This window comes from Agrobacterium genomosp. 2 str. CFBP 5494, assembly GCF_900013495.1.
Classification (GTDB): Bacteria; Pseudomonadota; Alphaproteobacteria; order Rhizobiales; family Rhizobiaceae; genus Agrobacterium; species Agrobacterium pusense.
The window spans coordinates 585,477-600,557 of sequence record NZ_LT009719.1 but is presented as its reverse complement, the minus strand read 5'-3'; the positions used below and the strand labels follow the sequence as shown (position 1 = coordinate 600,557).

Here is a 15,081-nt window from a genome sequence, read left to right as displayed (position 1 = left end):
ATGCGTCTTGAAAGCGTCTTTGGTTTGAAAGGCCGCACGGCGCTCGTCACCGGTTCCAGCCGCGGCATAGGGGCAGCCATAGCGGAAGGGCTGGCGGGGGCCGGCGCGCATGTCATCCTGCATGGCGTGAAGCCGGGTGCGACAACCGCCGTGCGGCAACGCATCGCGGACGGCGGTGGCTTGGCCCAAGAGCTGGCGGGTGATCTCTCCGAACCGGGCGCCGGGCGCGATCTTGTCGAGCGCGCCGAGACGGTCGCACCGGTTGATATTCTCGTCATCAATGCGAGCGCCCAGATCAATGCGGTACTGTCGGAGCTGAAGCCCGATGATCTGGCGTTTCAGCTGGCTGTCAATCTCGGGTCGACAGTGGACATGCTGCAGACGATCCTGCCGCGCATGGCGTCGCGAAAATGGGGAAGGGTGGTTTCCATCGGCTCGGTCAACCAGTTGCGGCCGAAGGGCATCGTCACCGCCTATGCCGCCACCAAGGCTGCGCAGCATAATCTGATCCAGAGTCAGGCGCGCGACTATGCGAAGGACAATGTTCTCCTCAACACTCTAGCGCCCGGTCTGGTCGATACGGATCGCAATGCCCATCGCCGGGACGAAGACCCCGAAGGCTGGGCTGAATATGTCCGGACCCTGAACTGGATGGGGCGAGCCGGTCAGCCGGAGGAAATGGTGGGGGCCGCCATCTTCCTGTCTTCGCAGGCCTGCAGCTTTATGACCGGCGAGAGTATTTTCCTGACGGGCGGTTATTGACTTCTCCGCATATCCTGCGCGGAGAAGCGTTTTTGAAGCGTCTACTCATGAGAAGCGGTGCGGTCCGTCCGTTTCAGTGTCTGCCAGCCCGGATCATTCGGCGGGCTGCGCTGCCGGAGACCCACCCGGATGCCTTCGCTCCGCCGAGAGGCTGCGCTGACCAAGCCCAATGATCGTCACCGTTGAAAGGCTTGCGGCGACCGACACCCAGAAGCCATTGTCCGGGCCGAAATTGTCGATCACCCATCCCGAGACGAAAGCGCCCAGTGCCATGCCGATACCGATACCGGTCATGACCCAGGTCACGCCTTCCGTCAGCATCGATTCCGGCACCCGGCGTTCAATCAGGCCGAAAGCGGTGATGAAAATGGGAGAGATTGCCACACCGCTGAGGAACACGGCAAAGGCAAGCAGGGCGACACTGGATGCCGCGACGAGGAGCGGCAGCGCCGTCAGGGCAAGAACGCTGACAGCGATCAGCAATTGCCGGTGCAGCGGCGTTTTCGGGTTGAGCGCACCAAGAAGCAGGCCGACGACGAAAGAGCCAATGGCATAGACGCCGATGACGAGGCTGGCTGCTTCCGGCTGGCCGAGTTCCTTGGTGATGGCGACGGCGCTCACCTCGGCGGTGGCGAAAGTCGAGCCGACGAAGATCAGCGCGACCGTGATGATCTGTACCGGACGCAGCCATATTGCAGAACGCTGCCGACGGCCGCCCTCGACCGGACGCACTTTGGGTTCTGTGGATCGCTGCAGAAGAAAGGCAAATGTTCCGACCGCCAGAAATGCCGTGCTGATCATCATGCCCGCTTCTGGAAAAAGCGAAACCGCAAGCCCGACGGAAAGCGATGCACCCGCAATGTAGACAAGTTCGTCAGCCGCGGATTCGAAGGCAAAGGCCGTATTCAGTTCCGGCCGGTCCCGAAAGAGTTCCGTCCAGCGGGCCCGCATCATGGCGGGGATGCTTGGCATGGCGGCGGCGAGGAAAGCGGAAAGAAACAGCGTCCAAGCCGGCCATCGCTGATTGGTGGCGATGATCAACGCCGCAAAGGCGAGGACGGATAGAATGGTCGCGGGGATGAGAACGCTGCTTTGGCCCCGGCGGTCCACCAGCCGCGAGATTTGCGGCGCGACGGCGGCATTGGTCAGCGCGAAGGTTGCTGATACGGCGCCTGCCAGCCAATATTCGCCATGCGTTTGCGACAACATGGCCACGATGCCGATCGGCGCCATGGCGATGGGGAGGCGGGCAAAGAAACCTGCAGCTGAAAAGCCTTTGGCGCCTGGAACCCGGAAAATTTCTCTGTATGGATTAGACATCGGATGCACCTTGTTTAGGGAGTATCCACCACACACATACGTGGCGTATGTGAATGAAATAATTGCATACGCGGCGTATGTCAACTAATATACGCGACGTATGTAGATGCTGGAGCAAAAATGCGCAAACCTCGCAGTGAAATGATTGCTGAAACGCGGGCAAAGCTGCTGGCTGCCGGACGCAGGGCGTTTGGCAGTATTGGTTATGCTGAGGCCTCCATGGATGATTTTACCGCCGAGGCAGGGTTGACCCGTGGTGCGCTCTATCATCATTTCGGGGACAAAAAGGGTTTGTTGCTGGCGGTGGTGGCCGAGATCGACGCGGAGATGACAAAAAGGCTTTGCGAGATTTCTTCGAGAGCCTCGACGCGTTGGGAAGGGTTTGTCGAGGAGAATGTCGGCTATGTCCGTATGGCGCTTGAACCGGAAATCCAGAGGATCATGTTTCGCGATGGACCGGCCGTCCTTGGCGATCCATCCCGCTGGCCAAATGCCAATGGCTGTATCTCCGCTGTTTCGCGCAGTCTCGATGCGCTCAAGCAGGAGGGAACGATCGCCGATATCGATTCCGAGGCGTGTGCCCGTTTCATCAATGCGGCAAGCAGCAGCGCAGCCCAGTGGATTGCCAATTCTGACGATCCGGAAACAACGTCGGAACGGGCCGTGAGGAGTTTCCGGACCTTTCTGGATGGATTGCGCATCAGCAAGGGCTGATCCCCGGGCGCCAGTGCCCGACACCCGATCCTGCAATGTTATCTCGCCTGCCCGGCATGAATCGGGAAAAGCAGCTGCACCCTTGCGCCCTCACCGGGCTTTGAATGGATGTGGGCTTCGCCACCGCTCTGGCGCACGAAACCATAGACCATGGCAAGTCCCAGGCCTGCGCCTCCATGGTCCCCCCGGGTGGTGAAATAGGGTTCGAAGGCCTTGTCCACGGCCTCCGGCGTCATGCCGATGCCCTCGTCCGAGACGGTTATCGCCAGAGTATCCTTCTCGCAGGCCGCCTCGATTGAAATCAGGCCGCCCTCCGGCATGGCGGCCGCGGCGTTGAGGCAGAGATTGAGGATGGATTGCTCGAAGAGGGCGGGGTCGAGCGGGATGGCGGGAAGATCATCATCGAGATCGAGTGCAATACGGCATTTGGGGCCAACCGCGATCTCGAGAATATCGGCCATGCCGCGCAGTAGATTGGCCACGTTAATGCAGCTTGGATGGATGGGCTGCTGGCTGCCGATGGTCAGCATGCTGCTGGCCAGGGAGCGGCCGCGATCAGCTGCCTTGCGAATGCGGGCAATATGCCGGTTCTGGCGGTCATTGAAACCGGCCTCTCGCTCCAGAAGGCCGAGGCTGCCGGTGATGATGCCGATCATGTTGCCCACCTCGTGGCTGACCTGGTGGGTCATGCGCATGATGCCGTCCAGCCGCTGGGCCTTGACTGCTTCCGCCTCCTGCCGGTCTAGCGCGGTCACATCGCGGGCAAGCAGCACGATGCCGCCATCCGGCTGGCGCGACATCGATATTTCTATAACCCGCTGGTCGGCGGTTCGATGCCGCACCACGGCGCGCTCCAGCAGCTTCCCATGCCCACCATCGAAGGGCAGCAGCGTCGAATCGATTTCGGGAATGGGCTCGACGAACCGGCGGATCGGCAGCTTTCGGGACGAGCCGGAGCGCCCGACAAGTTCGATGATGCGGCGGTTCATGGTGATAGGCCGCCCGGCCGGATCGAACAGCGCTATTCCCTCATTCATGTTGCGGAATGTGGAGCGAATGGTGCGGGCTGCGGCTTCGGCCGTACGCCTGAGGCGAGAGACGCGGTCGACGCTGTCGTGGAAGGCGCGAAACGCGTCGAGCAGGCGGATGAGCTCCGTCTCGGGACCCGTATAGGAGGGCGGCCCGACATCCGTTTCCCCCTTGGCGAGGGCATTCATGCCGTTGGAGAGCGTCACGATCCCGCGCGAGACACGCATCACCGACCGGATCGAAAAGATCGCCACGATGAGAACCAACAGCGAGGCAACGGCGACAATGATCAGCAGCCGGTTGAGAGCATCGGAGGTGGAGATAAGGTCTTCGTTCAGACTGCGCGCGACCGCGTCGCCCTGCGTTTCGGTCACATGCGAAAGATCGCGCGAGACGGTGTGAAGGCGCGAGACCGAGGCGCGGATCGCAAACATCTCCAGAAGGTAACGGCTCTGGGCCTCGAAAACCCGCTCATAGGGCTGAAGCTCGGCGATGGGCAGGCGCTCGCCCGGATAACCCTGCTGACGCGCCGTTGTTTCCGCCACATAGCGGCGGCGCAGTTCGCCAAGCTGAAAAAGACTGTCGGACGCGGACGCGGCCTGTACGATGCCGTTCATCCGCCGGCGCAGCTCCGGATCGAGGATACCCTGACCGGTGGCGATTTCGCCAAGCGCGGCTGCCGCCTCCGCCTTGTGGCCCTGCGCGGCATCGGCATCCTTAGCGAGATCGAGTGTCTGCGCTCGGATACGCTGCAGCAGTTCAACGATACGCTCACTCGCAAAGCCGCGTGCTGCCCGCTCGCCGCTGCCCGGCTCTGTCATCTGCAGAAGCAGATCGACCTGCTGGACAACGGAGCGGCTTTCGCTGGAAACGCGATAGGGCGAGGCGGCATTCATCAGGAAAGGTGCACTGGAGACGAGATCGGAGACCTGCCGCGAGACCAGCGAGGCCTTGGCGAGACTGGAGAAGGCCTGCAATCCATAGGCCGCCATTTCATCGCGGGCGCGCTGCAATCCGTAAATCGCGATGGCGGACAGGCTGAATACGAGGACGCAGGTAAAGACGATCGCAAAGGGCAGGCGAAAGGCGATGGAGGAAAGGAAGGAGCGGCTGATCACGGGTAGGGCTCGCCCTCATCGGTGTGGAGCACGTAACCCTTGCCGCGCCGGGTCTTGATATGGCGCGGCAGATCGGGGTTTATCTCGATCTTGCGCCTCAGCCGCAGCACCAGCACGTCGACGTTTCTGTCGATATAACGGTCGCTCTCCGAACCCAGCCTGTCGAGAATCTGGGAACGGCTGACGGGCTGGTTGGGCGTCTCGGCAAGAATTTCCAGAAGCGCGAATTCGGCGCTCGTCAGTGTCCGGCTGCGGTCCGCGAGGCAGACAGCGCGGCGTGCATCAAGATCAATCGCCCAGTCCCCAAGCCGCAGCGCCGCGCGCCCGTGGTCACGCTCGCTGTCCTTCTCCTGTTTTAGCGAGGGAATTGTCCGGCGCAGGACGGCCTTGATCCGCGCCGTGAGCTCGATTGGTTCGAAGGGTTTGACCACGTAGTCGTCGGCGGCGGTTTCCAAGCCGAGCACCCGGTCGGCGGCACTTCCGGCGGCGGTAACCATGACGATGCCGATGTCGATCTGGCTGCGCAGCCGCTGGGCGAAGGTGCGCCCGGACGTGCCAGGCAGATTGTGATCGACGAGGACGAGCTGCATCCTGTCCTTTGCCAATATCTCGTCGGCCTCCTCTGCGGAGCGCGCACAGGTGGGCAGCCAGCCCTCGGCCTCGACGAGATCCGAGATAAGCTCGGCCATATCCGGATCGTCCTCGACGATCAGAATGCGAACCTTCTGATTAAGCACTGCAACTTCCTCCCGCCACCATCATAGGCATGGTGGCGGCTATCTTCAAAGGCTCGCTGGTTATCTCTCCTGTCATAATTGTAATATCTGTAATCTTGTTCGGCAGTGCGGTGAAAGATTGGTAACCATTCTTCGATTGCGGTGCGGACAGGATGTGACATGCTGTTGATGGAGACGGAAACGGGGAGGTTCCAGGCAGGGAGGCTTAATTGAAAGCACTGACCGCACTTGCGGCGAGCATGGTCCTTTGGCTGTGCGGCGCAGAGTATGGCATGGCCGAACCGAAGTTGAACGTCCTGTGCGGCGTCGATGAGGCCTGGTGCGTGACCATGCAGCGGGCATTCGAAGCCAAGACCGGACTTGAAATTTCGATGGTTCGCAAAAGCACCGGCGAAATTCTCGACCAGATTCGCGCCGAGCGATCCCATCCGACAGTCGACGTGTGGTGGGGCGGCACCGGCGATACACATTTGCAGGCAGGTTCCGAAGACCTGCTGGACGAATATCGGCCCGCCAATCAACAGGATCTGTTGCCCTGGGCGCAGAACTTCAATGCGATGTCCGGGTCGAAATCGGCTGGAATTTATGCTGGCGCGCTTGGTTTTGCCTATAATTCGGAACTGCTTGCCAAAAACAGCTTACCCGCTCCCACCTGCTGGAAGGATTTGGCCAAGGACGTCTATCGCGGCCATATCCTGACCGGCAATCCGAACTATTCCGGCACGGCCTTCACCATGCTCGCCACGCTGGTGCAGCTGTTCGGCGAGGAAGAAGCCTTTGGTTTCATGACGAAGCTGAACCTCAATGTCGTGGGTTATACCAAGGTCGGTTCGGCACCCGTCAAGGCGGCGGCGCGGGGTGAGGTTCTTATCGGGATTTCCTTCATGCATGATGCCGTGACCCAGAAGATCGAGGGTTTCCCGCTGGTCATCGTCGCGCCCTGCGAGGGCACCGGCTACGAGATCGGGGCGGTCAGCATTGTCAAGGGCAACCACAATACGGCGCTTGCGCAGACCTTCGTGGAATTTGCGCTGAGCCCTGAAGGACAGGAAACCGGCGCCATCGCCGGCCAGAACCAGGTGCCGTCCAACGCCCGGGCGACATTGCCGCTGACGGCACCTGATATATCGATGATCAAGATGGTGGATTACGACTTTGCCACCTTCGGCCAGCCGGAAGAGCGAAGTCGATTATTGAGCCGCTTCGACAGCGAGATTCACCCGAGCCAGACCCAGTAGGGCCAAATACCAAAAACCCCGAAACGACAGCACGCGCGCCACAAGGTGCCGCGACCGGCAGCGCCATGTCTGCGCGCGCCCCGAAATTCAGACGCAAGCTACAGGAGGATAACCATGCGACTGACGATACTTTCCACTCTGCTTTTTGCCGGTACGGCACTGAGCGCCGTTTCCGCGCAGGCGGCCGGCGAACTGAACCTGATCTGCTCGGCCGATGTCGTCATCTGCGAACAGATGAAGGGCGATTTTGAAAAATCTCATGACATCAAGGTCAATATGGTGCGCCTGTCTTCGGGCGAGACCTATGCCAAGGTGCGCGCGGAAGCCCGCAACCCGAAAACCGATATCTGGTGGGCCGGCACGGGCGACCCGCACATGCAGGCAGCCTCGGAAAACCTGACGCTCGAATACAAGTCGCCGATGCTGGACCAGTTGCAGGACTGGGCGGTCAAGCAGGCGGAGAGCACGGGTTACCGGACTGTCGGCGTTTATGCCGGTGCCCTGGGCTGGGGTTACAACACCGAGATATTCAAGTCCAAGGGTTACAAGGAGCCAAAGTGCTGGGCCGACCTTCTGGCGCCGGAACTCAAGGGCGAAATCCAGATCGCCAATCCGAACTCTTCGGGTACCGCCTATACCGCGCTTGCCTCACTTGTGCAGATCATGGGCGAGGATCAGGCCATCGATTACCTGAAGAAGCTCAACGCCAATATCTCGCAATATACCAAGTCCGGCTCCGCACCGGTCAAGGCGGCGGCGCGCGGCGAGACGGCGCTCGGCATCGTCTTCATGCATGATGCGGTGGCCCAGACTGCGGAAGGTTTCCCGGTCAAGTCAATCGCTCCGTGCGAGGGCACGGGTTACGAGATCGGCTCCATGTCGATCATCAAGGGCGCCCGCAACCTCGACAATGCCAAGACCTGGTACGACTGGGCGCTGAAGCCGGAGGTCCAGTCGCGCATGAAGGACGCCAAGTCCTTCCAGCTGCCGTCCAACAAAACGGCGGAAGTGCCGAAAGAGGCACCGAAGTTCGAGGACATCAAGCTCATCGACTACGACTTCAAGACCTATGGCGATCCTGCCAAGCGCAAGGCGCTGCTGGAACGCTGGGATCGCGAAGTTGGTGCGGTCGCCAACTGATCTGAACTCCGGCGATCGGCATCCCGGCTTTTGAAGCCGGGGTGTCCGCCACGCTTTCATCGGCATGAAACAAGCGAGGTCGGCCATGACACGTGGCAATCGCAGGCTGGACATCGTCCTGGCGTTCGGGGCTTTCGCCCTCATTCTTCTTCCCTGGTATCGCATCGAAGGCGGCTTTTACAGCTTCCGCTGGCTGTCCGGGTTTTTCTCCTCCGCCAGCAATGCGCCAGGTGTGTTGCAGATACTGTCTTATGGAAAACCATGGCTGGTCGGCATTGTCATTTTCTTCCTTGCCGCATGCCTTGTCCGGCCGATCCGTGATCCGATGCGCCGGGGCGGTTTGCTTGCATTCATTGGCGCTGCTGGTCTCGTCTTCCTCGCCTTGCAAGGGCTGGCCATCGGCTTTACCGGCTGGGCCTGGACAATCAGCGAAAATCTCTTCGGCATGCTCGCCGATGGCCAGCCGTCCATGGGGGCGGGGGCCGTCGTCATGTCGTTCGTCTTCGTGCTTCTTTTTGCCTTCGGGCTTGCCGAACGTGGTGTCATGAAGGGCGATGCCTTTGTCGTCGGCGCCATTTCCGTTCTGGTTTTCCTCGTTACGGTTTTTGTCTTCTATCCGATCGGGAGTATGCTGGTTGCGTCCGTTCAGGATTTCGACGGCTCCTTTAATGCCGATGGATTCATTCGCAATATCAAGGATCCCGGCATATGGAGCCTTGGCTGCGTCGTGGGTGAGGAGCGCTGCGGTGTTGCCTGGCGCACGCTCTTCCTCGCGCTGATGACCGCCTTCGGTTCGACCGTGCTCGGCCTTGGCTTTGCCCTGATCGCCACCCGTACGCGCTTTCCCTTCAAGAAGGGACTGCGGCTCCTGACGGTGCTGCCAATCATAACGCCGCCTTTCGTTATCGGTCTTGCCCTGACGCTGCTCTTCGGCCGCGCCGGCGTCGTCACCGAATGGCTTTCCTATCTCTTCGGCATTGAGCCGGGTCGCTGGCTTTATGGCATGACCGGCATCTGGATCGCGCAGGTTCTTTCGTTCACGCCCATCTCGTTTCTGGTGCTGATCGGTGTAGTCGAAGGGGTGAGCCCCTCCATGGAAGAAGCCTCTCAGACGCTGCGCGCCGACCGCTGGCGCACTATCTGGCGGGTTTCCCTGCCGCTGATGAAGCCCGGTCTCGCCAATGCCTTTCTCATCGGCTTCATCGAAAGCATGGCGGATTTCGGCAACCCGCTGGTGCTTGGCGGCACACACGGCGTCCTGTCGACGGAAATCTTCTTTGCTGTCGTTGGTTCGCAGAACGATCCGTCGCGCGCCGCGGTCCTGGCGATCATCCTGCTGTGTTTCACGCTTTCGGCCTTCCTTGCCCAACGCTTCTGGCTGGCAGGCAAGAATTTCGCCACGGTGACGGGAAAGGGCGACAGCGGCGCGCATATCGCGCTTCCGCGTGGCCTGTCCATCGGCGTTCATGCCGTTGTCGTGCCGTGGATGGTCTTCACAATCGTCGTTTATGGCATGATCCTTGTGGGCGGTTTCGTGAAGACCTGGGGTCTCGACAATTCCCTCACCTTCGACCATTACCTCCGCGCATTTTCCGTGAGTTTCTCCAACGGCTCCATCGCGTGGACCGGCGTTGCCTGGAACTCGTTCTGGACGACCATGAAGATCGCGCTGATTTCCGCTCCGCTCACCGCCGCAGTCGGTCTCCTGACGGCCTATATCATCGTGCGGCAGAAATTTGCCGGGCGGAACCTGTTTGAATTTGCGCTGATGATGAGCTTTGCCATTCCCGGCACGGTCATAGGCGTCAGCCACATCATGGCCTTCAACCTGCCTCCGGTGGAAATGACCGGCTCGGCGCTGATCCTGATCGCCTGCTTTGTGTTCCGTAACATGCCGGTCGGTGTGCGCGGCGGCATTGCGGCGATGAGCCAGCTGGACAAGAGCCTCGACGAGGCCTCGCTGACGCTGCGGGCCAACAGTTTCCGCACCATTCGCAAGGTCATCCTGCCGCTCCTGAGGCCCGCGATCACGGCCGCACTGGTCTATTCCTTCGTGCGCGCCATCACCTCGATCAGCGCCGTCATCTTCCTCGTCAGCGCCGAATACAACATGGCGACGTCCTACATCGTCGGCCTCGTCGAAAACGGCGAATATGGGGTTGCGATTGCCTATTCCTCCATGCTGATCGTGGTGATGATCACCGTCATTGCCGGCTTCCAGTTCCTCGTTGGCGAGCGTCGGCTGCGGCGCGAAAACCGCGTCGCTGGCCTACCATCCGCTTCCCCCGTTCCTCTTGCCCAGGAGAAAACCGCATGATTTCCGTTAAGCCCGGCTCCGTTACCTTCAAGAATGTCCGCAAGACCTTCGGTGCTTTCACCGCCATACCGGACCTGTCGCTCACCATCGAACCAGGCACGCTGGTAACTCTGCTCGGCCCATCCGGCTGCGGCAAGACGACGACGTTGCGCATGCTGGCGGGCCTCGAACACCCGACGTCCGGCCGCATTCTCATCGGCGATCAGGATGTCACGATGCTGCCAGCCAACGAGCGCGATGTCTCGATGGTCTTCCAGTCGTATGCGCTGTTCCCGCACATGACGGCGCTCGACAATGTTGCCTATGGCCTGCAATCCTCCGGGCTACGCAAGGCGGAAGCGCGGGAAAAGGCGGAAGAGGGGCTGAAGCTTGTCGGCCTTGCCGGCATGGGGCATCGCCTGCCTGCCGAACTTTCCGGTGGGCAGCAGCAGCGTGTCGCGGTTGCCCGTGCTCTGGTGCTGGAGCCGCAGGTGCTGCTGCTGGACGAACCTCTTTCGAACCTCGATGCCCGCCTTCGCCGCCGGGTCCGCACCGAAATCCGTGAATTGCAGCAAAGACTTGGCTTCACTGCGGTTTACGTGACGCATGATCAGGATGAGGCGCTCGCCGTCTCCGACCGCATCATCGTGATGAAGGATGGAGAGATCGCCCAGTCTGGCGCCCCGCGCGAGCTGTATGAGGCTCCAGCCTCCGCCTTCATTGCCGATTTCATGGGTGAGGCGAATGTCGTGGGCTGCGAAGTGGTAAGGCTGGATGGACCGGACGCAATGGTCCGCGTTGGGGGCATCGATTATCGGCTTTCCGCAGGCAACGCCAGGCTGGGGCCGGCGAAGCTTGCGGTTCGCCCGGGCTCGATTTCAATCGGTCAGCCCGGCGGGCAGGGGGTTGCCGGGCGGGTGCTGCACTGCGCGTATCTGGGCGGCCACGTGGAATACGAGGTGGAAACCGAGATCGGCACGCTTTTCATCATCGATCATATGGCGGAAACCGGCCTGCCGCCGGCAAGCGACGTCACACTCGGCTTCAGGAACCGCGGGATCGCTTTGATCCAGGCCTGATCCCCAAGCAAGCCAGATGCGGTTCCGGCCCGCTTCTGGCTGTCGACGCGCGGTCAGCACGCGGCATTCCAGATCGCCGCCGTGCCGGGCGAATAGCTCCGGCAGACGAATCAGTCCTCATGTCCGGCTCCGGAAAGGACACGACATCGCGCCAGTGATGAGAAATTGCAGGCTCCTCGATACAGTTTTTCCTGTGTGAAGAAAAACCGGTTGTTCCGGCGGATTTCTGTTTACTTTTGCCGAGGTTGCGCGCCATCACGCTGACTGAATTCGCTGCCAGGCGTATCGTAAACCATGGAGGATGAGATGAAGGCACTGGTGCTGGAAGAAAAAGGGAAGCTCGCGCTCAGGGACTTTGACATTCTCGGTAAACTCGGACCGAAGGATGTGCGTATCCGCACCCACACGGTCGGCATTTGCGGCTCCGACGTCCATTATTATACACATGGCAAAATCGGACATTTCGTCGTCAACGCCCCAATGGTGCTCGGGCACGAAGCCTCTGGAACGGTGATCGAAACCGGCGCCGAGGTAACGCATCTCAAGGCTGGCGACCGTGTTTGCATGGAGCCGGGTATTCCCGACGCAACGTCGCGCGCGTCGAAGCTCGGCATCTACAATGTGGATCCGGCCGTCCGTTTCTGGGCGACGCCCCCTGTGCATGGTTGCCTGACGCCGGAGGTCATTCATCCCGCTGCTTTCACGTACAAGCTGCCGGACAATGTGTCCTTTGCGGAAGGCGCCATGGTGGAGCCCTTTGCCATCGGCATGCAGGCGGCGCTGCGTGCCCGCATCCAGCCGGGCGATGTCGCCGTGGTAACAGGCGCCGGTCCGATCGGCATGATGGTGGCGCTTGCCGCGCTCGCGGGCGGCTGCGCGAAAGTCATCGTCGCCGATCTTGCCCAGCCCAAGCTCGATATCATCGCCTCTTACGATGGCATCGAGACCGTCAATATCCGCGAGCGCAACCTCGCTGAAGCGATCGCTGAGGCGACGGACGGCTGGGGCTGCGATATCGTCTTTGAATGCTCGGGCGCCGCCCCCGCCATTCTTGGCGTTGCCGCCCTCGCACGACCGGGCGGCGCAATCGTGCTCGTCGGTATGCCGGTCGATCCGGTTCCGGTCGATATTGTCGGCCTTCAGGCCAAGGAACTTCGGGTCGAAACGGTTTTCCGCTACGCCAATGTCTATGATCGCGCCGTAGCGCTCATCGCATCCGGCAAGGTCGATCTGAAGCCGCTGATTTCTGCGACCATTCCCTTCGAAGACAGTATTGCCGGTTTCGACCGTGCGGTGGAAGCGCGGGAAACGGACGTCAAACTGCAGATAGTGATGCCGCAATAAGTGCCAGACATTCGCTCGCTGATGCATAAGCGGTGAAAGGTGCGCGGAAAAGTATAAGTAGCGCCTGCCTGTGGTAGGCAGGCCCTACTCCAAAAATTCATCACAGATCGCCTCCTGATGAGAATTGTTTGGGCGCATCACGGCAAATTGAGCAAAAAAAACAGGCTCTCCGCAACGTTGACTGTCAATCACGTTGAGGCACTATTCAATTTCTGGCAAAAAACAGTCAAAAAAGTATCGGTAATTTCTCCGGCGTGATGTGGATGTTTAGCCGCGGCCCGCCCTATGCTCCTCATCAACGCCTGGGACGAGCCATAAAGAGGAATGGCTTCGCTTCGCAAATGCGGCGGACGTGACTGATGGGAGGAACCATGATGCAGCCCGATCTGGAACTGGTGCACATCCGCAAGGGCGAATCTTTCGCTGCCTGGCGGCATGGCTATCCATTCCGTACCGTGCGCTGGCATTATCATCCCGAATATGAAATTCATCTGGTCGTCGCGACGTCAGGCACCTTCTATATCGGTGATTTCGTCGGCCGTTTCGGCCCCGGTCAGCTCATCATGACCGGCCCCAATCTCCCCCAGAACTGGATCAGCGAGATCGAGCCGGACGAAATCGTGCCGACGCGTTCCCTCGTGATCCAGTTTCCGGAGAGTTTTATCGAGGATGCCTGCGCCTCCATGTCCGAGATGGAAGTGGTGCGCGGCCTGCTGGACCGCAGCCGTCGCGGTATTCTCTTTGACGACGAGACGAGCGATCGGGTCCGCCCGCTGATCCTTCGGCTTATCGAGGCGCAGGGCCTGACGCGTCTGGCACTTTTCTGGGAAATTCTCGATCTCTTGGTCAATGCGCCGACATCCGAGGTGCTGGCAAGCCTCAGCTACGAACTGGATCTGACCGGGATTGGCGACAGCGGCATCAATCGCGCCCTCTCTCATCTGCGCGAGCATCTGACCGAACAGGTGGAGGAAATCGATCTCGCCGACATGGTGGGCCAGAGCCCGAGCGCCTTCTCCCGGGCCTTCAAGCGCCATACCGGCACGACGCTGGTGCGCTATCGCAATCAGTTAAGGATCGATCTTGCCTGCCAGATGTTGCTGGCGGATCAGGATGTGAAGGTGGCCGAGGTCTGCTACGATGTTGGCTTTTCCAATCTTTCCAATTTCAACCGGCATTTCCTGAAACTCAAGGGAATGTCACCGTCGAGGTTCCGAACCATTTTTGCGGCCCAGAAGGCAGCTGTTATGGCGGAGTAAACCAGCGACACATCGCCGATTTTTACCAATTCGGGCAGAGGTCTGTCCGGAAACGGGCACTTGTTGCCCCAACTTTCCTAATGGGAGGAAGAGTGAGATGAAAATGAAATCCAAGTTTCTGATGGCGACAGCCGCAATTGCAATGATGGCCGCTCCGGCGCTGGCGCAGGAAAAGCTGAAGATCGGCATGACCTTCCAGGAGCTGAACAACCCCTATTTCGTGTCGATGCAGGAAGCGCTGAAGGAAGCTGCGGCAAGCATCGGCGCTGACGTTGTCGTGACCGATGCCGGCCACGATGTGGCAAAGCAGATTTCCGACGTTGAAGACATGCTTCAGCAGAAGATCGACATCCTGCTTCTCAACCCAACCGACAGCGCCGGCATCGAAGCCGCCGTGCACGCTGCCAAGGCTGCCGGCGCAATCGTCGTTGCGGTTGACGCCAACGCCAATGGCCCGGTCGATACCTTCGTCGGCTCGAAGAACCGTGACGCGGGCTACAAGTCGTGCAAGCATCTCGGTGACGCGCTCGGCGGCAAGGGTGAAGTCGCGATCCTCGACGGTATCCCGGTCGTGCCGATCCTTCAGCGCGTCGAAGGTTGCAAGGCCGCACTCGCCGAATTCCCCGAGATCAAGCTGGTCGATACACAGAACGGCCGTCAGGACCGCTCCGTCGCTCTGGGCGTCGTTGAAAACATGATCCAGTCGCGTCCGAACCTCGCCGGCATCTTTTCGGTGAATGATGGCGGTGCGATGGGCGCTCTGGCTGCTATTCAGGGTTCCGGTAAGGACATCAAGCTGACCTCGGTCGACGGTGCTCCGGAAGCTGTGAAGGCGATTTCTGAGGGTGGTCCTTTCATCGAAACCACCGCGCAGTTCCCGCGTGACCAGGTGCGTGTCGGCCTCGCCATGGCGCTCGCCCAGAAGTGGGGCGCTCGCGTCGTGCCGAAGGAAGTCCCGATCGACGTTATGGTCGTCGACAGCAAGAACGCCGGCGAGTTCAGCTGGTAAGAACTCCTCCCAGGCTCCGTCCCCGCTTTATGCGGG

At 60.4% G+C, this 15,081-nt stretch carries 12 protein-coding genes; 9 read left to right on the top strand and 3 right to left on the bottom strand.

Features of this window, described 5'->3' with window-relative positions; all coding sequences use genetic code 11:
- Entirely contained in the window at positions 1 to 762 is a 762-nt protein-coding gene (locus AGR2A_RS17575; RefSeq protein WP_004438185.1) for an SDR family NAD(P)-dependent oxidoreductase, read from the top strand.
- A gap of 93 nt (positions 763 to 855) precedes the next feature.
- Here the strand turns inward: AGR2A_RS17575 and AGR2A_RS17570 are convergent, their stop codons facing one another.
- On the bottom strand, positions 856 to 2,082 hold the full coding sequence (locus AGR2A_RS17570) for an MFS transporter (protein ID WP_006698679.1): 1,227 nt from the start codon (positions 2,080 to 2,082) through the stop codon (positions 856 to 858).
- 120 nt (positions 2,083 to 2,202) lie between these two features.
- Between AGR2A_RS17570 and AGR2A_RS17565 the strand changes: the two genes are divergently transcribed.
- Positions 2,203 to 2,796 (top strand): TetR/AcrR family transcriptional regulator, encoded by a 594-nt coding sequence (locus AGR2A_RS17565; protein WP_004438189.1) that lies wholly within the window; start codon positions 2,203 to 2,205, stop codon positions 2,794 to 2,796.
- Positions 2,797 to 2,834: 38 nt separating this feature from the next.
- Here the strand turns inward: AGR2A_RS17565 and AGR2A_RS17560 are convergent, their stop codons facing one another.
- Positions 2,835 to 4,943: a sensor histidine kinase gene (locus AGR2A_RS17560; RefSeq protein ID WP_072493635.1), complete on the bottom strand. Its 2,109-nt coding sequence runs from the start codon at positions 4,941 to 4,943 to the stop codon at positions 2,835 to 2,837.
- On the bottom strand, positions 4,940 to 5,680 hold the full coding sequence (locus tag AGR2A_RS17555; protein WP_004438193.1) for a response regulator transcription factor: 741 nt from the start codon (positions 5,678 to 5,680) through the stop codon (positions 4,940 to 4,942). Before AGR2A_RS17555 ends, AGR2A_RS17560 begins: the two co-directional genes overlap by 4 nt.
- Before the next feature lie 239 nt (positions 5,681 to 5,919).
- Between AGR2A_RS17555 and AGR2A_RS17550 the strand changes: the two genes are divergently transcribed.
- From AGR2A_RS17550 to AGR2A_RS17520, 7 genes are all read left to right on the top strand, one after another.
- The gene (locus tag AGR2A_RS17550; RefSeq protein WP_072493688.1) at positions 5,920 to 6,918 is read left to right on the top strand and encodes an ABC transporter substrate-binding protein; all 999 of its coding nucleotides are present in this window, start codon (positions 5,920 to 5,922) and stop codon (positions 6,916 to 6,918) included.
- Positions 6,919 to 7,032: 114 nt separating this feature from the next.
- Entirely contained in the window at positions 7,033 to 8,058 is a 1,026-nt protein-coding gene (locus tag AGR2A_RS17545; protein WP_003503939.1) for an ABC transporter substrate-binding protein, read from the top strand.
- An 85-nt stretch (positions 8,059 to 8,143) separates the two neighbouring features.
- On the top strand, positions 8,144 to 10,375 hold the full coding sequence (locus AGR2A_RS17540; RefSeq protein WP_072493633.1) for an ABC transporter permease: 2,232 nt from the start codon (positions 8,144 to 8,146) through the stop codon (positions 10,373 to 10,375).
- Complete coding sequence (locus AGR2A_RS17535; protein WP_072493632.1) at positions 10,372 to 11,433, top strand: ABC transporter ATP-binding protein; 1,062 nt, start codon at positions 10,372 to 10,374, stop codon at positions 11,431 to 11,433. The genes AGR2A_RS17540 and AGR2A_RS17535 overlap by 4 nt, the downstream gene beginning before the upstream one ends.
- 306 nt (positions 11,434 to 11,739) lie before the next feature.
- The gene (locus AGR2A_RS17530; RefSeq protein WP_072493631.1) at positions 11,740 to 12,777 is read left to right on the top strand and encodes an NAD(P)-dependent alcohol dehydrogenase; all 1,038 of its coding nucleotides are present in this window, start codon (positions 11,740 to 11,742) and stop codon (positions 12,775 to 12,777) included.
- 374 nt (positions 12,778 to 13,151) lie between these two features.
- Positions 13,152 to 14,036 (top strand): AraC family transcriptional regulator, encoded by an 885-nt coding sequence (locus AGR2A_RS17525; protein ID WP_004438205.1) that lies wholly within the window; start codon positions 13,152 to 13,154, stop codon positions 14,034 to 14,036.
- A gap of 97 nt (positions 14,037 to 14,133) precedes the next feature.
- Positions 14,134 to 15,045, top strand: coding sequence for an ABC transporter substrate-binding protein (locus tag AGR2A_RS17520; protein ID WP_080823249.1), 912 nt, complete (start codon positions 14,134 to 14,136; stop codon positions 15,043 to 15,045).
- Positions 15,046 to 15,081 lie beyond the last annotated feature (36 nt).